This is a genomic window from Streptomyces sp. NBC_00019 (genome assembly GCF_045041015.1).
In the GTDB taxonomy this organism is placed as follows: Bacteria; Actinomycetota; Actinomycetes; order Streptomycetales; family Streptomycetaceae; genus Streptomyces.
Map to the genome: position 1 here is coordinate 6,753,947 of NZ_CP108302.1, position 20,507 is coordinate 6,774,453.

At 68.6% G+C, this 20,507-nt stretch carries 17 protein-coding genes and 3 pseudogenes; 7 read left to right on the plus strand and 13 right to left on the minus strand.

Translation table 11 applies throughout. From position 1 onward, the window contains the following. Positions 1 to 62 precede the first annotated feature (62 nt). Entirely contained in the window at positions 63 to 1,448 is a 1,386-nt protein-coding gene (locus OHU89_RS32030) for a class II fumarate hydratase (RefSeq protein ID WP_405648056.1), read from the minus strand. A gap of 246 nt (positions 1,449 to 1,694) precedes the next feature. Beyond that, positions 1,695 to 3,362, minus strand: coding sequence for a fumarate hydratase (locus OHU89_RS32035; protein WP_405648058.1), 1,668 nt, complete (start codon positions 3,360 to 3,362; stop codon positions 1,695 to 1,697). Between the two features lie 155 nt (positions 3,363 to 3,517). On the opposite strand from OHU89_RS32035, the gene OHU89_RS32040 reads away from it, so the two are divergent. Then, a complete protein-coding gene (locus OHU89_RS32040; RefSeq protein ID WP_405648060.1) occupies positions 3,518 to 4,201 on the plus strand; it encodes a DUF1707 domain-containing protein in 684 nt (227 codons plus the stop codon). 163 nt (positions 4,202 to 4,364) lie between these two features. Then, on the plus strand, positions 4,365 to 4,739 hold the full coding sequence (locus OHU89_RS32045) for a WhiB family transcriptional regulator (RefSeq protein WP_095046695.1): 375 nt from the start codon (positions 4,365 to 4,367) through the stop codon (positions 4,737 to 4,739). Positions 4,740 to 4,924: 185 nt separating this feature from the next. Here the strand turns inward: OHU89_RS32045 and glpX are convergent, their stop codons facing one another. Further along, positions 4,925 to 5,959: a class II fructose-bisphosphatase gene (gene glpX, locus OHU89_RS32050; protein ID WP_046260654.1), complete on the minus strand. Its 1,035-nt coding sequence runs from the start codon at positions 5,957 to 5,959 to the stop codon at positions 4,925 to 4,927. 127 nt (positions 5,960 to 6,086) lie between these two features. On the opposite strand from glpX, the gene OHU89_RS32055 reads away from it, so the two are divergent. Further along, complete coding sequence (locus OHU89_RS32055; protein ID WP_405648063.1) at positions 6,087 to 6,611, plus strand: DUF4245 domain-containing protein; 525 nt, start codon at positions 6,087 to 6,089, stop codon at positions 6,609 to 6,611. Between the two features lie 87 nt (positions 6,612 to 6,698). On the opposite strand, the pseudogene OHU89_RS32060 reads toward OHU89_RS32055, so the two are convergent. The 4 genes and pseudogenes from OHU89_RS32060 to OHU89_RS32075 form a co-directional block, all read right to left on the minus strand. Then, positions 6,699 to 6,986, minus strand: a pseudogene (locus OHU89_RS32060) (nitroreductase family protein); the annotation flags it as partial. Between the two features lie 399 nt (positions 6,987 to 7,385). Next, positions 7,386 to 7,631: an exodeoxyribonuclease VII small subunit gene (locus OHU89_RS32065; RefSeq protein ID WP_405648065.1), complete on the minus strand. Its 246-nt coding sequence runs from the start codon at positions 7,629 to 7,631 to the stop codon at positions 7,386 to 7,388. 9 nt (positions 7,632 to 7,640) lie between these two features. Beyond that, positions 7,641 to 8,849: an exodeoxyribonuclease VII large subunit gene (gene xseA / locus OHU89_RS32070; protein WP_405648067.1), complete on the minus strand. Its 1,209-nt coding sequence runs from the start codon at positions 8,847 to 8,849 to the stop codon at positions 7,641 to 7,643. A 48-nt stretch (positions 8,850 to 8,897) separates the two neighbouring features. After that, positions 8,898 to 10,269, minus strand: a pseudogene (locus tag OHU89_RS32075) (APC family permease). Between the two features lie 116 nt (positions 10,270 to 10,385). On the opposite strand from OHU89_RS32075, the gene OHU89_RS32080 reads away from it, so the two are divergent. Together OHU89_RS32080 and ppgK are read left to right on the plus strand one after the other, a co-directional pair. After that, positions 10,386 to 11,396, plus strand: coding sequence for a 4-hydroxy-3-methylbut-2-enyl diphosphate reductase (locus OHU89_RS32080; protein WP_405648069.1), 1,011 nt, complete (start codon positions 10,386 to 10,388; stop codon positions 11,394 to 11,396). 29 nt (positions 11,397 to 11,425) lie between these two features. Continuing rightward, complete coding sequence (gene ppgK / locus OHU89_RS32085; protein ID WP_405648071.1) at positions 11,426 to 12,169, plus strand: polyphosphate--glucose phosphotransferase; 744 nt, start codon at positions 11,426 to 11,428, stop codon at positions 12,167 to 12,169. A 1-nt stretch (position 12,170) separates the two neighbouring features. Here the strand turns inward: ppgK and OHU89_RS32090 are convergent, their stop codons facing one another. Beyond that, complete coding sequence (locus tag OHU89_RS32090) at positions 12,171 to 12,701, minus strand: DUF6542 domain-containing protein (RefSeq protein ID WP_405648073.1); 531 nt, start codon at positions 12,699 to 12,701, stop codon at positions 12,171 to 12,173. Between the two features lie 168 nt (positions 12,702 to 12,869). Here OHU89_RS32090 and ychF point away from each other — a divergent pair, with 168 nt between their 5' ends. Then, entirely contained in the window at positions 12,870 to 13,958 is a 1,089-nt protein-coding gene (gene ychF / locus OHU89_RS32095; protein WP_405648075.1) for a redox-regulated ATPase YchF, read from the plus strand. 110 nt (positions 13,959 to 14,068) lie between these two features. Here ychF and OHU89_RS32100 read toward each other — a convergent pair. Then, a pseudogene (locus OHU89_RS32100) lies at positions 14,069 to 14,355 on the minus strand (Uma2 family endonuclease); the annotation flags it as partial. Between the two features lie 230 nt (positions 14,356 to 14,585). On the opposite strand from OHU89_RS32100, the gene OHU89_RS32105 reads away from it, so the two are divergent. Continuing rightward, on the plus strand, positions 14,586 to 15,893 hold the full coding sequence (locus OHU89_RS32105) for a nucleotide sugar dehydrogenase (RefSeq protein WP_405648077.1): 1,308 nt from the start codon (positions 14,586 to 14,588) through the stop codon (positions 15,891 to 15,893). Here the strand turns inward: OHU89_RS32105 and wecB are convergent. From wecB to OHU89_RS32125, 4 genes are all read right to left on the minus strand, one after another. Beyond that, positions 15,881 to 16,981, minus strand: coding sequence for a non-hydrolyzing UDP-N-acetylglucosamine 2-epimerase (gene wecB / locus OHU89_RS32110; protein WP_405648079.1), 1,101 nt, complete (start codon positions 16,979 to 16,981; stop codon positions 15,881 to 15,883). The two genes, OHU89_RS32105 and wecB, sit on opposite strands and share 13 nt — an antisense overlap. Then, entirely contained in the window at positions 16,978 to 17,631 is a 654-nt protein-coding gene (locus OHU89_RS32115; RefSeq protein ID WP_405654747.1) for an acyltransferase, read from the minus strand. The genes wecB and OHU89_RS32115 overlap by 4 nt, the downstream gene beginning before the upstream one ends. A 545-nt stretch (positions 17,632 to 18,176) precedes the next feature. Beyond that, positions 18,177 to 19,169, minus strand: coding sequence for a Gfo/Idh/MocA family oxidoreductase (locus OHU89_RS32120; RefSeq protein ID WP_405654749.1), 993 nt, complete (start codon positions 19,167 to 19,169; stop codon positions 18,177 to 18,179). Positions 19,170 to 19,210: 41 nt separating this feature from the next. After that, entirely contained in the window at positions 19,211 to 20,308 is a 1,098-nt protein-coding gene (locus OHU89_RS32125; protein WP_405648080.1) for a DegT/DnrJ/EryC1/StrS family aminotransferase, read from the minus strand. Between the last annotated feature and the right edge of the window lie 199 nt (positions 20,309 to 20,507).

Genomic DNA, 20,507 nt, shown 5'->3' on the forward strand with positions numbered 1-20,507 from the left:
TAGGTGCCATGGCCATACGACGCTGCGGTGCGCGTCACGGTTCGCGTCCGGGACGACAATGGTTACGGACGCGTCATACGCAGGACATCCAGCGCTTCGTCGAGCTGTTCGACGGTGAGGTCGCCCCGCTCGATGTACCCGCCCTCCACGACGACCTGACGAATGGTCTTGCGCTCCGCGAGCGCCTTCTTGGCGACCTTGGCGGCCTCCTCGTACCCGATGTACTTGTTCAGCGGTGTGACCACGGAAGGTGACGACTCGGCGTACTCGCGGGCGCGTTCGCGGTGCGCGACGATCCCGTCGACGGTCCGGTCGGCGAGGAGCCGGGAGACGTTGGCGAGCAGCCGGACGGACTCCAGTACGTTCTTGGCGATGACCGGCAGCATGACGTTGAGCTCGAAGTTGCCGGCGGCCCCGGCGGTGGCGACGGTGGCGTCGTTGCCGACGACCTGGGCCGCGACCATGAGCACGGCCTCGGGAATGACCGGGTTGACCTTGCCGGGCATGATCGAGGACCCGGGCTGAAGATCGGGAAGGGAGATCTCGGCGAGCCCGGTGCGCGGCCCCGAGGCCATCCACCGCAGATCGTTGGCGATCTTGGTGAGCCCGACCGCGATGGTCCGCAGCTGCCCGCTCGTCTCCACGATCCCGTCGCGGGCCCCCTGCGCCTCGAAGTGGTCGCGCGCCTCCGTCAGCGGCAGCCCGGTGACGCGGGCCACCTCGTCGATGACGGCGGCGGAGAAGCCCGGCGGGGTGTTGATGCCGGTGCCGACGGCGGTACCGCCCAGCGGGAGCTCGGCGAGGCGGGGGAGGGAGGCGTTCAGCCGCTCGACGCCGTACCGCACCTGGGCCGCGTACCCGCCGAACTCCTGCCCCAGGGTGACGGGTGTGGCGTCCATGAGATGGGTACGCCCGGACTTCACGACGTCGGCGAACTCCTCGGACTTGGCCTCCAGGGAGGCCGCGAGGTGCTCCAGCGCCGGAATGAGATCCCGGGTGACGGCGGCAGTGGCGGCGATGTGGATGGAGGACGGGAAGACGTCGTTGGAGGACTGCGAGGCGTTGACGTGATCGTTGGGATGCACGTCCCGGCCGAGCCGCTCGGTCGCCAGCGTGGCGATGACCTCGTTGGTGTTCATGTTGGACGAGGTCCCGGACCCCGTCTGGAACACGTCGATCGGGAAGTGCTCGTCCCACCGCCCCTCGGCGACCTCACCGGCCGCGTCCTGCACGGCCTCGGCGATGTCCTTGTCGAGCACCCCCAGCTCGGCGTTGACCTTCGCCGCGGCACCCTTGATCCGTGCGAGCGCCTCGATGTGGGCACGCTCGATCCGCTGCCCCGAGATGGGAAAGTTCTCCACGGCCCGCTGCGTCTGCGCCCGCCACTTGGCCTCGGCCGGAACGCGTACTTCGCCCATGGAGTCGTGCTCGATGCGGTAGTCGCTCATACCGGGTACAGCGATCGAGGACGCCACGATGTTCCGGGACTTGAGCCGAACGGAGACATGTTCGCCGTCCCACCCCCACCCACCGGTGCCTTCAGCCCGTCCGGCGTTTGAGGGCGAGGCCCTTCGGGCCGATGGGGGTCCAGGGGGCGGAGCCCCCTGGGAGCGGGGTCGAAGGGGCGGCAGCCCCTGGGGATGGGACGGGTAGGGGCGGCGGGGGCGAAAGACAGTCCGGTCGCCCCGAGGGGGCTACGCCAGCCCGGGCCCGCGGACCGGGATCGACGTGAACGTCGGGGCAGGCGTCGGGTTGTTGAAGAAGTCGTTGCCCTTGTCGTCCACCACGATGAACGCCGGGAAGTCCTCGACCTCGATCTTCCAGACCGCCTCCATGCCGAGCTCCTCGTACTCGACGACCTCGACCTTCTTGATGCAGTCCTGGGCGAGACGGGCGGCCGGCCCGCCGATGGAGCCGAGGTAGAAGCCGCCGTAGGCGTCGCACGCCTTGGTGACCTGGGCGGAACGGTTGCCCTTCGCCAGCATCACCTTGGAGCCGCCCGCCGCCTGGAACTGCTCGACGTAGGAGTCCATACGGCCGGCCGTCGTCGGACCGAAGGAGCCGGACGCGTAGCCCTCGGGGGTCTTGGCCGGACCGGCGTAGTACACCGGGTGGTCCTTCAGGTACTGCGGCATCTCCTCGCCCGCGTCGAGGCGTTCCTTGATCTTGGCGTGCGCGATGTCACGGGCCACGACCAGGGGACCGGAGAGCGACAGCCGGGTCTTCACCGGGTACTTCGTCAGCTCGGCGAGGATCGTGTCCATCGGCTGGTTGAGGTCGATCTTCACGACGTCGGAGGCCTCGTCGAGGTGCTCGTCGGTCGTCTCCGGCAGGAACCGCGCCGGGTCCGTCTCGAGCTGCTCCAGGAACACACCCTCGGCGGTGATCTTCGCGACGGCCTGCCGGTCCGCGGAGCAGGACACGGCGATCGCGACAGGGCAGGACGCACCGTGCCGCGGAAGGCGCACCACGCGCACGTCGTGGCAGAAGTACTTGCCACCGAACTGCGCGCCGATGCCGATCTTCTGCGTCAGCTCGAAGACCTTCTCCTCCAGCTCCTTGTCCCGGAAGCCGTGCCCCAGCTCCGAGCCCTCGGCCGGGATCTCGTCGAGGTAGTGCGCGGAGGCGTACTTCGCGGTCTTCAGCGCGTACTCGGCCGACGTACCGCCGACCACGATCGCCAGGTGGTACGGCGGGCAGGCGGCCGTACCCAGCGAACGGATCTTCTCCTCCAGGAACTTCATCATGGAGGCCTCGTTCAGGACGGCCTTCGTCTCCTGGTAGAGGAAGGACTTGTTGGCCGAGCCACCGCCCTTGGCCATGAAGAGGAACTTGTAGGCGCCGCCGTCGGTCGCGTACAGCTCGATCTGCGCGGGGAGGTTGGAGCCGGTGTTCTTCTCGTCCCACATGGTCAGCGGGGCCATCTGCGAGTAGCGCAGGTTGAGGTTCAGGTACGCGTCGTAGATGCCCTTCGACAGCGCCGACTCGTCACCGCCCTCGGTCAGGACGTTCTGCCCGCGCTTGCCCATGACGATCGCCGTACCGGTGTCCTGGCACATCGGAAGGACACCCGCCGCCGCGATGTTCGCGTTCTTCAGCAGGTCGAGGGCGACGAACTTGTCGTTGCCCGACGCCTCGGGGTCGTCGATGATGCGCCGCAGCTGCGCCAGGTGCGCGGGGCGCAGGTAGTGCTGGATGTCGTGGATGGCCTCTTCGGCGAGCTTGCGCAGCGCCTCCGGCTCGACCTTGAGGAACGTGCGCCCGTCGGCCTCGAAGGTGGAGACACCCTCGGAGGTCACCAGCCGGTAGGGGGTGGTGTCCTCTCCCATGGGGAGCAGATCGGTGTACGCGAACTCAGGCATCTCAGCCCATTCCTCACTCGGCAGACGGCGACCCGCCTCCATTGGCGAGCCTCACCAGCGTAGAACCTGCCCAGGGCCCGCAGCTTGTGAGGTAAGGCTCAGTTGGTTGTCCACAGGCCTAGTCGCGATCTATCGCGTTTGGGTACGCTGCTGCCGTGGACCTTGAGAAGCAGACTTCGCCCGCTGCCACCACCGACCTGCGCGCCTCCGACGCCGACCGCGACCGCATCGCCGACATCCTGCGCGAGGCCCTGGCCGAGGGCCGTCTCACCGCGGAGGAGCACGCCGAGCGGGTCGAGGGCGCGCTGGCCGCCAAGACGGTCGGTGAACTGGACGCCTTCATCCAGGACCTGCCCGCCGCCCACCAGCGGCGCACGACGCCGGCCGCCGCCCCCAACCGCCCCACCGTCGGCGCCATCCCGATCGAGCCCGACGAGAACGTGGTGGCGGTGTTCAGCAGCGCCGTCCGCAAGGGCCGCTGGCGCGCGGGCCGCCGTATCCATGCGTACGCGATCTTCGGCAGCGTAGAGATAGACCTCAGCGAGGCCCTGTTCGAGTACCAGCAGGTCGTGATCAAGGCGATCTCTGTGTTCGGCAACGTCGAGGTCCGCGTCCCGGAGAACGTGTCGCTGCGCGGCACCGGCGGCGGAGTCCTGGGCAACTTCGAGGTGCACACACTGGATTCGGACGACCCCGAGGCGCCCGTGGTCTACGTCGACGGGTGGGCCGTGCTCGGCAACATCGAGGGGAGGCCCCGGCGGGGCAAGCTCGTCGCGGACATTCTCGATCGGGTGCAGCACAAGGTCGACAAGAGTTTGCGCAAGCATCTGGATCGTTGACGGTTGTGAATCGGGCCGCGTGCGAAACGATCGGTTCCACTCACACCCCAGCACGGGACCACCCGGAATCCAGCGGTTCGGAACTCAGTGCATAGGCACGCGCACAGCGGGTAGGCCTTGCTGCATCGTCGCTCGCTCGCGAAGCCGTCGTCAGGAGTAGACCGTGCTGCAACCGCCGCATTCGTCCCTGCAGGTAGCTGCCGTTCCGGCTCAGCGGGTGCCAGTGCGAGACAGGGACCAAGACGCGCCTTGGCACACCGAGGCGGTGTGCCGGCGCGACGAGGCCGGCCTGTTCTTCGCCCCCTCGAAGGAACCCACCGCCGCCCGGCTCTCCCGCGAGGAGGCCGCGAAGCGGGTCTGCGCCCGCTGCCCGGTCATGGTCGAGTGCCGCGAACACGCACTCCTGCAACCCGAGCCCTACGGAGTCTGGGGCGGCCTCACCGCGGCAGAACGCCGCGTGGTCCTGGCCCGCCGCAGGCGCCGCGACATGGAACTGAAGAAGGCGGCAGGAGCCTCCCGCATAGCGCAGGCGGGCTGACGGCCGCGCAGGACATATGAAGGGCGCCCCCACCGCACCGGGGGCGCCCTTCACTTCTCCATCAGGGGGAACTGAACGCCCCCAGGGGCGCGGGGCTGTATCGATATGCGGCTCCGCCGCGGGGCGCGACAAGCCACGAAGCACCCGCAGCCGCCAACGCACCACGCCCCCCGAGCTGTCAGGCGCTACTTGGCACGATCGAAGTCAATCGCGCTGTAGGCCCGAAGCTTGCTCAACCGGTGCTCGGAGTCGATCCTCCGCACCGTCCCCGACTTCGACCGCATCACGATCGAGTCGGTCGTCGCGGTCTCCGACCGGTACCGCACACCCCGCAGCAACTCGCCGTCGGTGATCCCGGTCGCGACGAAGAACACGTTCTCGCCCGACACCAGGTCGTCGGTGGTCAGCACCCGGTCCAGATCGTGCCCCGCGTCGATCGCCCGCTGCCGCTCCTCCGCGTCCTTGGGCCACAGCTTGCCCTGGATGGTGCCGCCGAGACACTTCACGGCGCAGGCGGAGATGATCCCCTCCGGCGTACCGCCGATGCCCAGCAGCATGTCGACGCCGGTGCCTTCGCGCAGCGCGTAGATGGAGCCCGCCACGTCACCGTCGGAGATCAGCTTGATGCGCGCACCCGCCTCCCGGATCTCCTTGATGATCCCCTCGTGCCGGGGCCGGTCGAGGATGACGACGGTCACGTCCTCCGGGGTGGACCGCTTCGCCTTCGCGACCCGTCGGATGTTCACGGAGACGGGTGCGTTGATGTCGACGAAGTCCGCGGCATCGGGGCCGGTGACCAGCTTGTCCATGTAGAACACGGCGGACGGGTCGAACATCGACCCGCGGTCCGCGGCCGCCAGTACGGAGATCGCGTTCGGCATGCCCTTGGCGGCCAGGGTGGTGCCGTCGATCGGGTCGACGGCGATGTCGCACTCGGGCCCGGTCCCGTCGCCGACGCGCTCCCCGTTGAAGAGCATCGGGGCCTCGTCCTTCTCGCCCTCGCCGATGACGACCACGCCGTTCATCGACACGGTGGAGACGAGGGTCCGCATGGCACGCACCGCGACACCGTCGGCGCCGTTCTTGTCGCCGCGTCCGACCCAGCGGCCCGCGGCCATGGCCGCGGCTTCGGTCACCCGGACGAGTTCCAGGGCGAGGTTGCGGTCGGGGGCCTCGGAGGGTACTTCGAGCTCGGAGGGCAGATGATGATGCTCGGTCATCGGAGCGCACCTTTCTGATACGACGACGGCCGGATGAGGGTGATGGCGTCGACTCTATCGTCAGGCAGACAAAATGAGCAGGGGACCCCACGGATGAGCGGACCAGGGCACCTGCGACGATAGGTCCGTGGCAGGTTCGAGCGGCAAGCAGAAGACGGTCCGGGACATGGTTCTCTCCCTGGGCCTGATCGGTCTCATGGCGGGGATCATCTACCTCTTCATCCCGCACGACGACTCTCCGCAGGAGGTCAAGCGGGTCGACTACCGCGTCGAGCTGCTCACGGCCCGGCGTGCGGCGCCCTACCCCGTGCTGGCGCCGGCGGGTCTGCCGGACACCTGGAAGGCCACCTCCGTCCGGTACGACGGCGCGGACTCCGACGCCTGGCACCTCGGTTTCCACACCCCCGGCGACGGCTACGTCCAGATCGAGCAGTCGACCCATGAGCCGGCCGCCGAGTTCATCGACAAGGCCAGCCAGGGCGGCGAGGAGACGGACACCACCGAGGAGATCGGCGGCCGGACCTGGACGCGCTACACCGGCGGTCGATACGACGCGCTCGTCCACCAGGCCGACGGCGCGACGACCGTGGTGGCGGGCGCGGGGTCGCACGCCCAGCTGACGCAGATGGTGAAGGCCCTCAAGTCGGAGTGAGCGCCCCCGACGCGCGAGGCATCCGGAACACCCGGACACAGCAGAAGGGCCCCCGAAGCCGGGGCCCTTCTGCTGTGTCCGGGTCGCTCAGACCGTGGTGACGACCTCGTCGTAGGCGAGGCGCGGGGAGCGCGGGTGGGAGGCGTCCTCGCCCGGCTTGCCGATGTTGACGACCATCAGCGGGGTGTGGTCGCCGTCGAGGAACTCCTTGCGGACGCCCTCGAAGTCGACGCCGGTCATCGGGCCGGCGGCGAGACCGGCGGCGCGGACGCCGATGATGAAGTACGCGGCCTGGAGGGCGGCGTTCAGCGCGGCCGCGCTCTCACGGGCCGGGCGCTCGCTGAAGAAGAGGTCCTTGGCCTGCGGGCAGGACGGCGAGCGGGAGGCCTTAACTCGATCGTGTGATCGTCGGCTCGTGAGGTTGCAGTGGCTTGGGCTGTTCGGGGTAACTTCGCTGTGCGATCTGGGACGCCGGGTGCGGTGCCAGCGTGCGGGGCCCCTGCTCCACGGGCGAGATGGTTCAGGGCCTCCCCGTCGCCTCTGGCCGTACCCGAAGGACCAGGTCGTGAGGGACTCCGCCCGCCCGGCTCGGACCACGGACAGGATCCGTGTCGCCGCCCGGGATGCGAAAGCGGACGACCAGTGCGCCCAAGACCGTTCGGGGCGTGCGGCTGGACGGGATTGTTCGCGGCCAGTCCTCAGGAACGGTCAAGGACGAGAGGCATGGTGTCCGCTCGTCATGTATCCGGCCCACACCGATGGGACCGCTCGCTGCTACTCGGAGCCCCCGGCCGCCCCGTCGGCCGGGGGCTCCGCCTCCCCCTCGGCGAGGGCCGCGTCCAGCCGCGCCCGCGCCCCGTCCAGCCACCGCCGGCACACCTTGGCCAGCTCCTCGCCCCGCTCCCAGAGCGCGAGGGACTCCTCCAACGTCGTACCACCGGCCTCAAGGCGTCGTACGACGTCGATCAGCTCGTCCCGCGCCTGCTCGTACCCGAGCGCCTCATCCACCTTGCTGGTCATGCGCCCACCCTAAGCATCGACTCGGACACTGAACTCACCCTCGGAAACCCGCGCCCGCAGCACCTCGTCACCGGTGACCTCCTCCGGGTCCCGCACGACATGCCCGTCGGCCTTCTGCAGCACCGCGTACCCCCGCTTCAGCGTCGCGGCGGGGGAGAGAGCCACCACGCGTGCGTGCGTGTGCGTGAGTTCCGAGTCGGCGCGGTCGAGGAGATGACCGAGGGTGCGCCGCGACCGCTCCACGAGCGAGGCCACGTGATCGGCACGCTCGTCGATCATCCGGTGCGGATCCTCTATCGACGGCCGGGCGAGCGCATGGGCGAGCCCGCGCTCCTCCCGCTCGATGAACCCTTCGACGCACCGCCGCGCCCGGTCCCGCAGCATCCGCACGCGCTCGTACTCCTCGCCCACATCCGGTACGACCTTCTTGGCGGCGTCGGTCGGAGTGGAGGCCCGCAGGTCGGCGACATGGTCGAGGAGCGGGTTGTCCGGCTCGTGCCCGATGGCGGAGACGACGGGCGTACGGCAGGCGGCGACGGTACGCACCAACTGCTCGTCGGAGAAGGGCAGCAGATCCTCCACGCTGCCCCCGCCCCGGGCCACGATGATCACGTCGACGTCGTCGTTCTCGTCGAGCTCCTTGACCGCCTGCACCACCTGCGGCACCGCGTGCACGCCCTGCACGGCGACGTTGCGCACCTCGAAGCGGACGGCGGGCCAGCGGTGCCGGGCATTCTCCAGCACGTCCCGCTCGGCGGCGGACGCCCGCCCGCACACCAACCCGACGAGCTGCGGCAGGAAGGGCAGCGCCTTCTTCCGCTCGGGCGCGAAGAGCCCCTCGGCGGCGAGCGACTTCTTCAACTGCTCCAGCCGCGCGAGCAGTTCCCCGACCCCCACCGGCCTTATCTCGGCGGCCCGCAACGACAGCTGCCCCCGCGGCGCGTACCACTCCGGTTTGGCGAGCACGACGACCCGCGCACCCTCGCTCACCACATCGGCGACGTCGTCGAACACCTGCCGAAAACAGGTGACGCTCACCGAGATGTCGTACGACGGATCACGCAACGTCAGAAACACGACACCGGCACCGGGCCGCCGGGACAACTGAGTGATCTGCCCCTCCACCCAGACGGCACCGAGCCGGTCGATCCATCCCCCGATCAGCCGGGAGACCTCACCGACGGGCAGCGGCGTTTCCGCGGACGTGTTGAGAGCCATGCGCCGAGCGTAGTGGCCGGTTGTGACAATGCGGCCCAGGTCCGCCGGTCACTGTGCGGCCTGCGGCCGCCCCCGCTGCCCCAGCAGGACCGCGAGTCCGATCACGAACCACACGGTCCCCACCACCTGCGCCGCCCCCGACGCCTCCACGATCACCGCGACGGTGATGGCCGCGCCGGCGACCGGCACCAGCACATGCCGCCACCAACTCACCGACCCACCCCGCCGCCGCACCGCGAACCACCCCACCACGCTCGCGTGCAGCAACGTGAAGGCCGTGAGCGCGCCGATGTCGACGACCGACACCAGATGGTCCATCCCGTCGTCCCGCCGGGCCGCCCACACCGCCGCCACCAGCGTGATGACGGCCGCGCACAGCAGCGCCACCCGCGGCACCCCCGCATCCGTCTTCGACAGCACCCGCGGCAGCCGCCGGTCCCGCCCCATCGCGAACAGCAGCCGCCCCGCGGCCGCCTGCCCGGCCAGCGCCGCGAACGCCGCCCCGATCGCCTTGCTCACCGCCACCAGATCGTGCAGCCAGGTCCCGACGGACACATCCACGGCGTCGTAGAAGGCGGACCCCTGCTTCCCCGGCTGGGCCGCCAGCTCCGCCGACGACATCGGCTCCAGCAGCGCCACCAGATACGTCTGCGCCACGAACAGCACACCCGCCAGCGCCAGACAGAACAGCACCGCCCGCGCCACCTTCGCCGACCCACCGGTGACCTCCTCCGCGAAGGAGGCGATCGCGTCGAAGCCGAGATACGACAGCACCGCGATCGACACCGCCCCGAGGACCGCCGACAGCGCGAACGCCCCCCTGCGAGCCGTCCCCCGACAGCGGCGACAGCCACCCCCGCTCGGCACCGTCGCGCGCGAGGACGACGGTCGCGGAGACCATGAACACCAGCAGGACCACGATCTCCATCGCCAGCACCAGGAAGCCGACCCGGGCCGCGGCCCGTACACCCCACAGGTTCAGCAGCGTCGTCACGACCACCGCCACCGCCGTCCACACCCACCGCGAGACCTCCGGGACCAGCGCGTTCATCGCGATGCCGGAGAAGAGATAGGCGACCGCCGGGATCAACAGGTAGTCCAGCATCGCCATCCAGCCCGCGATGAACCCGGCCTCCTTTCCGAGCGCCACGCGCGCGTAGGCGTACACAGAGCCCGCGCGCGGGACCACCCGCACCATCTGCGCGTAGCTGAACGCGGTGAAAGCCATCGCGACCGTGGCGACGACATAGACCAGCGCCACCGCCCCGTGCGACCTGGCGTCGAGCGTGCCGAACACGCCGACGGGCGCCATGGGGGCGATGAAAAGCAGCCCGTAGACCACCAGATCCCGGAATCCGAGGCTGCGCCGCAGGCCATGGCCAGGATCGGCGGTACGGGTCGTCGTCTGGGTCTCGGACATCGGTGCCTCCGCCGGCGTTTCATCTGTCGACTGCCGTCGCCGGTTCCCCGCCCTTCACACTTCCCGGCCAGTCTCGCCAGCAACGCGATCTTTGACCCGTCCGGCGCGGCCTTACGATGGGACGCATGACTGCTTCGCCTGGCCGCCGTGTCCTGCTCGCCGCCCCCCGGGGCTACTGCGCGGGTGTGGACCGCGCCGTGATCGCCGTCGAGAAAGCCCTGGAGCAGTACGGCGCTCCGGTGTACGTCCGGCACGAGATCGTCCACAACAAGTACGTCGTGCAGACCCTGGAGAGGAAGGGCGCCGTCTTCGTCGAGCGGACGGAGGAGGTCCCCGAGGGGAACATCGTCATGTTCTCCGCGCACGGCGTCGCGCCCGTCGTCCACGAGGAGGCCGCGCGCGGCCAGCTCGCCACCATCGACGCGACCTGCCCACTGGTCACCAAGGTCCACAAGGAAGCCGTCCGCTTCGCCAAGGAGGACTACGACATCCTCCTGATCGGGCACGAGGGCCACGAGGAGGTCATCGGCACCTCCGGCGAGGCCCCCGACCACATCACCCTCGTCGACGGCCCGGAAGACGTCGCCAAGGTCGAGGTCCGCGACGAGTCCAAGGTCGTCTGGCTGTCGCAGACCACCCTCTCCGTCGACGAGACCATGGAGACCGTGGAGGCGCTGAAGGAGAAGTTCCCGCAGCTCATCTCACCCCCCAGCGACGACATCTGCTACGCCACGCAGAACCGCCAGATCGCGGTCAAGAAGCTCGCCGAGGACGCTCAGCTGGTGATCGTGGTGGGCTCGAAGAACTCCTCGAACTCGATCCGGATGGTCGAGGTCGCCCTGGACGCGGGCGCCCCCGCCGCGCACCTGGTGGACTTCGCCTCCGAGATCGACGAGGCCTGGCTCGAGGGCGTCACCACGGTCGGTCTGACCTCCGGCGCCTCGGTCCCGGACGTGCTGGTGGAGGAGGTGCTGGAGTGGTTGGGCGCGCGCGGCTACGGGGACGTCGAGACGGTGAAGACGGCCGAGGAGTCCATCACCTTCTCGCTGCCCAAGGAGCTCCGCCGCGATCTGCGCGAGGAGGCCGCGGCGCTGGTCGCGGAGCGTACGGGGACCTCGAAGGAGTGACTGTCGGTCGCCCGTCGTAACGTAGGGCCATGCAGATCTTCGGTGTGGACATCGGCGGATCCGGGATCAAGGGCGCCCCGGTGGACCTGGCCAGAGGCGACCTCGCCCAGGAGCGCTGCAAGGTGCTCACCCCGCACCCGGCGACGCCGGACGCGGTGGCGGACGGTGTGAAGGAAGTCATCGACCACTTCGGCTGGTCGGGGCCGGTGGGGCTGACCTTCCCGGGCGTGGTGACCGGCGGGGCCACTATCCGTACGGCGGCCAATGTCGACAAGGACTGGATCGACACGGACGCGCGCGCGTTGTTCAGCGAGCGGCTCGGCGGCCTGCCGGTGACGGTGGTCAACGACGCGGACGCGGCGGGCGTCGCCGAGATGGAGTTCGGCGCCGGTCACGGCCGCATGGGCACCGTCGTCCTGCTGACCTTCGGCACGGGCATCGGCAGCGCCCTGTTCGTCAACGGCGTCCTGGTCCCCAACACCGAGCTGGGCCACCTGGAGCTGCACGGGCACGACGCGGAGACGCGCGCCTCCAGCAAGGCCAAGGAGGACGGCGAGCTGACGTGGGAGCACTGGGCGCGCCGCGTCCAGAAGTACCTCGCTCATGTCGAGATGCTCTTCTCGCCCGAGCTGTTCATCATCGGCGGTGGCGTGAGCCGCAAGTCCGAGAAGTTCCTGCACCACATCAAGGGCATCAAGGCGGAGATCGTCCCGGCGCAGCTGCAGAACAACGCGGGGATCGTGGGGGCGGCGATGCGGGCGGCGAAGGAGTAGCTCACGAGGGCCGGCGGTTCGCCTGCCGCCGGCGGTTCATCAGCCGGATCTTCCGTACCGTCACGATCAGACCGGCGAGGAGCGTCCCGCCGTACAGCCATCCGGCCTCGGTGGCCAGGGCCGTCACGAGGCCCATCAGCCGGGCGCCGAACCCGTCCCCTTCCTGGGCGAGGGGCACGAGCCCCGCGGCGAAGGCGATCGGCACCACGATGGGTGCGGTGACCAGGTCGTTGCGCCGCACCCAGGCGGCCGTCAGCACGCACACCGGCAGGAACAGCACGCCGTACACCGTCAGCGACCCGAACGTCAGTGCGTCGAGGCAGCCGAGCACCAGCATCACCGCGATGCAGAACAGACCACCGCCGAGCCCGGTGAGCCGGGGGTTGGGGAAGCGTCGCACCGCCTGCACGACCGGGGGAGCGGGCCGTCGCACGGCCGCCGGACGGCGCCCGCCGCGGGCCGCCTGCGGGGGCAGGGATGGCGTCTCGCGTCGTGCTCGGATGTGCGGGGGTCGCGTCCTGTGTTGCTCCACCGGACCAACTTAGGACGGTTTATATGCAGAATCGCCCCTCAGACACGCCGATGGATCGACCTTGGCCAAGTGTTCGACGCCTCGAAGGGGGCGGGGCCCGGTACGCCGTAGACTGGTGGATCGGCCCCAGCCCTCAGTCCTCTCCTCTCACGTACGGGAAGTCGCAACGTGTCGCTCACGATCGGAATCGTCGGTCTGCCGAATGTCGGCAAGTCGACCCTGTTCAACGCCCTGACCAAGAACGACGTGCTCGCGGCCAACTACCCGTTCGCCACGATCGAGCCGAACGTCGGTGTCGTGGGCGTCCCGGACGCGCGTCTGACAAAGCTGGCCGAAATCTTCTCCTCGCAGCGGATCCTCCCGGCGACCGTCGACTTCGTCGACATCGCGGGCATCGTGAAGGGCGCGTCGGAGGGTGAGGGCCTGGGCAACAAGTTCCTCGCCAACATCCGCGAGTCCGACGCGATCTGCCAGGTCATCCGCGCCTTCAAGGACGAGAACGTCGTCCATGTCGACGGCAAGGTCTCGCCCAAGGACGACATCGAGACGATCAACACCGAGCTGATCCTCGCCGACCTCCAGACCATCGAGAAGGTCCTGCCGCGTCTCCAGAAGGACTCGCGCATCAAGAAGGACATCGCGCCGAAGGTCGCGGCGGTCGAGGCGGCGAAGGAGATCCTGGAGCGGGGCGACACCCTCTTCTCGCAGGGCATCGTCCAGGGCTCGGGCAACGAGGAACTCCTCCACGACCTGCACCTCCTGACGACCAAGCCCTTCCTCTACGTCTTCAACGTGGACGAGGACGAACTGGTCGACGAGACCTTCAAGGACGAGCAGCGCGCCCTGGTCGCCCCCGCCGAGGCGATCTTCCTCAACGCCAAGCTGGAGCAGGACCTCGCCGAGCTCGACGAGGAGGACGCCATGGAGCTCCTGGAGTCCGTCGGCGCCGAGGAGCCCGGCCTGGCGACGCTGGCCCGCGTCGGCTTCAACACCCTCGGCCTCCAGACCTACCTCACGGCAGGCCCCAAGGAATCCCGCGCCTGGACGATCAAGAAGGGCGCCACCGCCCCCGAGGCCGCCGGCGTGATCCACACCGACTTCCAGAAGGGCTTCATCAAGGCGGAGGTCATCTCCTTCGCCGACCTCGTCGAGACCGGTTCGGTCGCCGAGGCCCGCGCCAAGGGCAAGGCGCGCATGGAGGGCAAGGAGTACGTCATGCAGGACGGGGACGTCGTGGAGTTCCGCTTCAACGTGTGATCGATTCGTTACTATCCGCCAGGTAATCCGTCAAGCGTCCAGGTCAGCAGAGGGCGGACTCCGTTGAGCCCGCCCCCTTCAGTGTTCACGTGCTGACTTGGTGCTGACTTTCAGCTGCTCCGTTGAGGAGTGAGCTTGTCGAGGTCGAGACGATCTCGAAGGGCACGGGGCGTTGGAGAGTGCCCCGGAAGATGCCGACGGGCGCGTAGGCGTGGGTGGGTTCGTCAAGCTTGTAGACGTGGACGACGGGAACCCCGTCCTCCTCCTCGATGCACCAGTAGTGCGGGATCCCGGCCTCCGCGTATTTGCGGAGCTTGACCGTGCGGTCGCGGCGAGCGGATTCAGGGGAAACGACCTCGACGACCAATCGCACTTCGTCCGGGGCGAACAAGGCGCGCACGGTCTTCCGTTGTGGTGATCAGTGAACTCGATAACTCCCGATCACCGAGGGCCGTGCCTTCACGCGTCCTGCCGACACAGCTTCGCTCAGACGATGGTGCGACCCTTTGTGTCGGCTCACTGAAATGAAACTGCAGAGATAGGGTGCGCAGTGCGAACTCTCTGCCAATGCGTGTCGACTCTCTTCGGTCGCCTGCGCATCTTGTGGCCTCTCGGAGGAAAGTAGCCGTGCAGATCTGTGTAGTGGCGCTCGGAAAGATCGGCCTGCCGCTGGCTGTCCAGTTCGCTGCAAAAGGCCACCACGTCATCGGCGCCGACGTGGACGGACACGTCGTGCACCTGGTCAATGAGGGCGTTGAGCCGTTCCCCGGCGAGGCCGGACTCGCTGAGAGGCTGAAGAGCGTCGTCGCGGAGGGGCGGCTGCTGGCCACCACCGATACGACCGCGGCGGTCATGCGGGCCGAGGCGGTAGTCCTGGTCGTTCCGGTATACGTCGACGCCCGGGGCACCCCCGACTTCGGCTGGATGGATACAGCGACGCAGGCTGTGGCACGCGGGCTGCGGCCCGGCACACTCGTGTCGTACGAGACGACACTGCCCGTCGGTACCACGCGAGGGCGCTGGGCGCCCATGCTCGAGCAGGGCAGCGGGCTGACCGCGGGCCGGGACTTCGCTCTAGTCTTCAGCCCCGAACGGGTGCTGACCGGGCGGGTATTCGCCGACCTGCGCCGCTACCCCAAGCTGCTCGGCGGCATTGACGCGGCCTCCGCGCGCCGAGGTGTCGAGTTCTACGAGTCCCTCCTCGACTTCGACGTACGCGACGAGCTGCCTCGCCCCAACGGTGTCTGGGACCTCGGCTCGGCAGAGGCCGCGGAGTTCGCGAAGCTGGCCGAGACAACCTACCGTGACGTGAACATCGGGCTGGCGAACCAGTTCGCACGGTTCGCGGACCGCACCGGCATCGATGTGGACCTGGTGATCGACGCCTGCAACTCGCAGCCCTACAGCCACATCCACCGGCCCGGCATCGCCGTAGGCGGTCACTGCATTCCCGTCTATCCGCGGATGTACCTGTGGAACGACTCGGACGCGACGGTCGTACGAGAGGCCCGTGCGACCAATGCCTCGATGCCCGAGTACGCGGTACGGCGGCTTGCGGATGTGTACGGCGACCTGACCGGCGCAGGCGTGCTGGTATTGGGCGCGGCCTATCGGGGCGGCGTCAAGGAGACCGCGTTCTCCGGGGTGTTCCCCGTCGTCGAGGCACTGCGGTCGCGGGGCGCCGAACCGTACGTGTCCGACCCGCTGTACAGGGCCGATGAGCTGAGCGCACTCGGCCTGCCGCCGTACAGCGGCCAGGCAGTCACCGCCGCCGTCATCCAAGCCGACCACGGCGAGTACCGGGAGCTCGGCTCCGACCGGTTCCCGCAGGTGCGCGTCGTGGTCGACGGGCGGCGGATCACTGACCCCGATCGATGGGCCGGGGCCGAGGTGATCGTGCTTGGTGCGCCGTCGCCGACGGCTCAGCGGGCCTGAGATCCGCTCATGTGATCTTCCAGCGCCCGCACCACGCGGGGTGCTGCTTTCCCGTCGCCGTACGGCATGCCGCGGGAGCTCTCGGGCGCAGGGCGCAGGACGATGTCGGGCCATGCCTGGGAGCCCAGTTCACGAGGATCCGGCACGAGTGTGTTCCAGCCGCCCCGGAGCGTCTCAGGCCATTCCGTCTCCGTACGGAGTGTCGTGCAGACGCGCTCCAGCAGGAACGCCTCTTTCTGGAGTCCTCCCGAGTCGGTGATCACGCCGCGCGAGCCGAGCACCGTGCGGATCAGCTCGGCGTAGGGAAGGGGGCTGCTGATACGGAGAGAGCCGTGGTCGAGCTTGATGCCGAAGTCCTCGGCACGTGCGAGCAGCCGGGGATGGGTGGCCAGGGCGACGGGAACCGGCAGACTGGCCAGGGCGTTCACGAGAGCGGCCAGGCGCTCGGGATGATCCGTGTTCTCGGCCCGGTGCAATGTGGCGAAGAGGTAGGGCTCCTGGGCGTCGAGGAAGGCCGGAAGTGCGGCGGTGGCTTTGTCCCTCAGCACCTTGTCCCTGATGCGCAGGCAGACGTCGACCATGACGTCCCCGGTCAGGACCGCGCGGTCGGCCAGGCCCTCGGCTGCCAGGTGGTCCACCGCCTCCTCGGTGGGCGCGAGCAGCAGATCGGCAGCGTGGTCGGTGAGGACGCGGTTGTGCTCCTCGGGCATCCGCCGGTTGAAAGAGCGCAGGCCCGCTTCCAGGTGGGCAACGGGGATGTGCTGTTTGGCCGCGGAAAGGGCGCCGGCAAGAGTTGAGTTGGTGTCTCCGTAAACCAGCACCCATTCGGGATGTGCGGCGGCGATGACGGGATCGAGGGCCGCCAGAATGGTACCGGTCTGCACGCCGTGGGTGCCTGAGCCCACGCCCAGGTGCACATGGGGCTCAGGGATGGAGAGGCCGGTGAAGAAGACGTCGGACAGACCGGCGTCGTAGTGCTGGCCGGTGTGGACGATCGTATGATGGTGCTCCGTGTTGCCGAACGCTGCGGCGACTGCGGCAAGCTTCACGAATTGGGGGCGCGCCCCCACTACGCTCATGACCTTCACGGGCTCAACTTTTCTCGGTATTGAGCTGAAAGCTCCGTCAGAATTCCGTCTGTCTCTGCGTAAAGAATCCCATTACTCGGGCACTCCCAGAATCCGACCCGATCCGGCAGTGCGCGCAGACGCTCGCCGGCTCGGCCCACCCATCCGATCTGATGGGCAGGGACACCGGCAACGAGGGCGAATTCCGGCACATCCTTGGTGACGACGGCCCCCGCGGCGACCATCGCCCAGCGGCCGATGCTGACCGGAGCCACACACACTGAGCGCGCGCCGAGTGACGCGCCCTCAGCGACTCGGACGCCGACCGCCTCCCAGTCACTGGCGCGTTTCAGACGTCCGTGCGCGTCGACGGCGCGAGGATTGCGGTCGTTCGTGAGGACGACCGCAGGCCCGACGAAGACGCCGTCGGCCAGCTCGGCAGGCTCATACACCAGCGCATGGTTCTGAATCTTGACCCTGTGGCCGATCTTCACCCCAGGTCCCACGTAGACACCCCGGCCCACGACGCAGTCACAGCCGAGCACGGCTTCCTCGCGAATCTGCGCGAGTTCCCACACGGTGGTACCAGGGCTCAGCACGGCTGACTCGTCGACCTGCGCACCGGGTGCGATCCGCACCTGAGGAAACGCCACCTTCCCGCTGAGGTTCATGTGCTGAGCAACGAGCACGGGCTGCTCCGGGTACGCTGTCTGAGCCCTCTTCAACTCAGTTCGTTGAGCGGCAAGTTGGTCTGACGAACGGACGAAGCCCCTGGTAGACAGGTTTTCAACCAAGCGAACCGTCTCCACCGGAGGGGTCGCGTGCCTGTCTTCCCGTCCGGCGTCGACGTGGGCGCTGACTACCGCGTGGGCGAGGCGCTCCTCGGTGAACGCCGAGGCCTGCAGGTGGTAGATGCGGGCGGCCCAGCCGAGAGGCGGTGCGGACCTGGCTGGAGGAGACGTGGCCGGCGATCCGGGCGACGGCGAAGGCCGAGAACGGTGAGGTGCTGTTCGCCGACCAGGCCCCTGAGCAGCAGGGCACGCGGCAGGCCCAACTCGCGGAAGAACCATTTGAGTTTCCGATCAGTAGGGCGACCGCCAACTTTCTGGCGCGCCGCGAATGGGACGTCACCGTTTGCGCCTGTCCACTGGACTTCCTGCACCTGGTGGCCGGCTCGCCGAACGGGCTGGTTCCCGGCGCTCGGCAGGGGTGCTCGTCACGACCGCTGGGTGACCATTGCCAGGGCCGGCGTGTGCGGGCGTCGCAGGCTCACGGACGCCTTCCTCAGTGCCGAGTCGAGGACCGCCTCCGCCACCTCGACCGTCCTCAGCCCCTGATCGAGAGTGACGATGTCCGTCGCTTTGCCGTCCACGGCATCACGGAACCGCTCGTGCTCGACGAGGAGCGGCTCGCGCTTGGGGATGGCGTAGCGGACCATGTCGCCCTCGGCTACGCCGCGGAAGGCGCGCAGCGCCTCCCACTCGGTGGTCACCGCTCCGTTGGCGTGGAAGGTCAGGTCTGCCGTGAGAGTGTCGGCGACGAGGCAGCCACGCTCGCCGGTCACCGCCGTGTAGCGCTCTTTGTGGGGGCTGAGCCAGTTGACGAGGTGGCTGACCAGGGTGCCGTCGCTGAGGTCGCCGACCACGGAGACCATGTCCTCATGGGGGCGGCCGCTCTTGGACACCGTGCGCGCCGAGACCGAGACGTAGTGGTGGCCGGTGACCCAACCGGTGAGGTCGATGTCGTGGGTTGCCAGGTCCTTGACGACCCCGACGTCGGCGATGCGGTGCGGGAAGGGCCCCTGGCGGCGCGTGACCACTTGGAAGACCTCACCGAGTTCTCCCGCCTCGAGGCGGGAACGCAGGCTCTGCAGTGCCGGGTTGAACCGCTCGATGTGTCCGACACCGGCGACCAACCCGGCTCTGTCGAAGGCGTCGACCAGCCGTTGTGCGGCCGTCGCTGAGTGGGCGAGCGGCTTCTCGATCAGCGCGGGCACGCCGTTCTCGGCCAAGGCCAGGCCGACCTCCTCGTGCAACGCCGTGGGACAGGCGACCACCGCGTAGTCGAGTCCAAGCGCGAGCAGCTCGGGCAGGGTGGCGACGACGGGGGTGTTCCGGCCGGCCCTCGTGGAATCGCCTGCCGGGTCCATGACGCCCACCAGCTCGACACCGTCAAGCGACGACAGCACCCGTGCGTGGTTGTGTCCCATGGCTCCAAGACCGATGAGTCCGGCCCGCAGGGTGCGCCGGCTCACCGTACTCCTCCGGCATCGCTCACGGCCTGTGCGATCCGCTCCAGCTCGGCCCGCCTCAGGGTCGGGTGAACCGGGAGGGACAGAACCTCGGCAGCTGCCTGATCGGTCTCGGGGAGGGACGGCCTGCCGTGGTCCTGATAGGGCCTGAGTCGGTGGATCGGGGTCGGGTAGTACACCGTGCTGCCGATGCCCTGTTGCGCCAGGTCCTGCTGAACGGAATCCCTAAGACCGCCCGGGATGCGGACCGTGTACTGGTGGTAGACGTGCCGCGCGCCGTCCGCCTCATGCGGAACAGACAGTCCCTCGATGTGGGAGTCGAGCACCTTGGCGTTGGCTCTCCGCTGCTCCGTCCAGGCTGGTAGCTGCTTCAGCTGCTCACGGCCGACGGCCGCCGCGACGTCGGTCATCCGCATGTTGGCCCCGACGATCTCGTTCTCGTATCGCTGCTCCATGCCTTGGTTCCGCAAAAGCCGAAGGGTGCGGGCGAGGTGCGGATCGCCGGTCGAAATGATGCCGCCCTCGAGAGCGTGCATGTTCTTCGTCGGATAGAAGCTGAAGCATCCTGCCTCACCGAAGCTGCCGACGGGGCGTCCGTGCAGCGTGGCTCCGTGCGCCTGGCAGGCGTCCTCCAGTACGGCGAGCCCATGGCGTGCGGCAAGCTCCATCAGCTGGTCCATGGGCGCGGGGTGCCCGTACAGATGCACCGGCATGAGGGCCGCGGTGCGCGGACCGATCATCGCTGACGCGGCGAGCGGGTCAAGGCAGTAGGTGCCGGGCGTGATGTCGGCGAAGACGGGATCGGCGCCTACCAGGCGTACTGCGTTGGCGGTCGCCGCGAACGAGAACGAGGGCACCACGACCTCGTCTCCCGGTCCGATGCCCAGGGCCATGAGGCTCAGCTGCAGGGCGGAGGTTCCGGAGTTGACCGCTACGCAGGCGCGTCCGGCGACCAACTCGGAGAACTCGTTTTCAAACGCGGCCACTTCTGGGCCCTGGACGACACGGCCACTACGCAGAACGCGTACGGCCGCAGCGATCTCGGCCTCACCGATCACGGGTCTGGCCGCCGGGATCGATGGAAAGGAGCGGGTCACTGGACTTCTCCGTTCGGGGGGCGAGAGAGAGTCGACCTACGTTCAACTTCTGCTCACCCCACCCGGTTTTCCTGCGCGTCACATATCCACTCTTATGGACGATCAGAGGCGATGCACGTTGCTTAATTCAGGAACACATCGAGTACACGCGCCACAATAGGCTTCATCATGGTAAGTGCGCACGTACTCCTTAGGGTGC

What these genes read in the sequence shown, in the direction of transcription:
- OHU89_RS32030 (WP_405648056.1), bottom strand. Translation starts at nt 1,448, where the DNA reads ATGAGCGACTACCGCATCGAGCACGACTCCATGGGCGAAGTACGCGTT.
- OHU89_RS32035 (WP_405648058.1), bottom strand. Translation starts at nt 3,362, where the DNA reads ATGCCTGAGTTCGCGTACACCGATCTGCTCCCCATGGGAGAGGACACC.
- glpX (WP_046260654.1), bottom strand. Translation starts at nt 5,959, where the DNA reads ATGACCGAGCATCATCATCTGCCCTCCGAGCTCGAAGTACCCTCCGAG.
- OHU89_RS32065 (WP_405648065.1), bottom strand. Translation starts at nt 7,631, where the DNA reads ATGACCAGCAAGGTGGATGAGGCGCTCGGGTACGAGCAGGCGCGGGAC.
- xseA (WP_405648067.1), bottom strand. Translation starts at nt 8,849, where the DNA reads ATGGCTCTCAACACGTCCGCGGAAACGCCGCTGCCCGTCGGTGAGGTC.
- OHU89_RS32080 (WP_405648069.1), top strand. Translation starts at nt 10,386, where the DNA reads ATGGGACGCATGACTGCTTCGCCTGGCCGCCGTGTCCTGCTCGCCGCC.
- ppgK (WP_405648071.1), top strand. Translation starts at nt 11,426, where the DNA reads ATGCAGATCTTCGGTGTGGACATCGGCGGATCCGGGATCAAGGGCGCC.
- OHU89_RS32115 (WP_405654747.1), bottom strand. Translation starts at nt 17,631, where the DNA reads ATGAACCTCAGCGGGAAGGTGGCGTTTCCTCAGGTGCGGATCGCACCC.
- OHU89_RS32120 (WP_405654749.1), bottom strand. Translation starts at nt 19,169, where the DNA reads ATGGGACACAACCACGCACGGGTGCTGTCGTCGCTTGACGGTGTCGAG.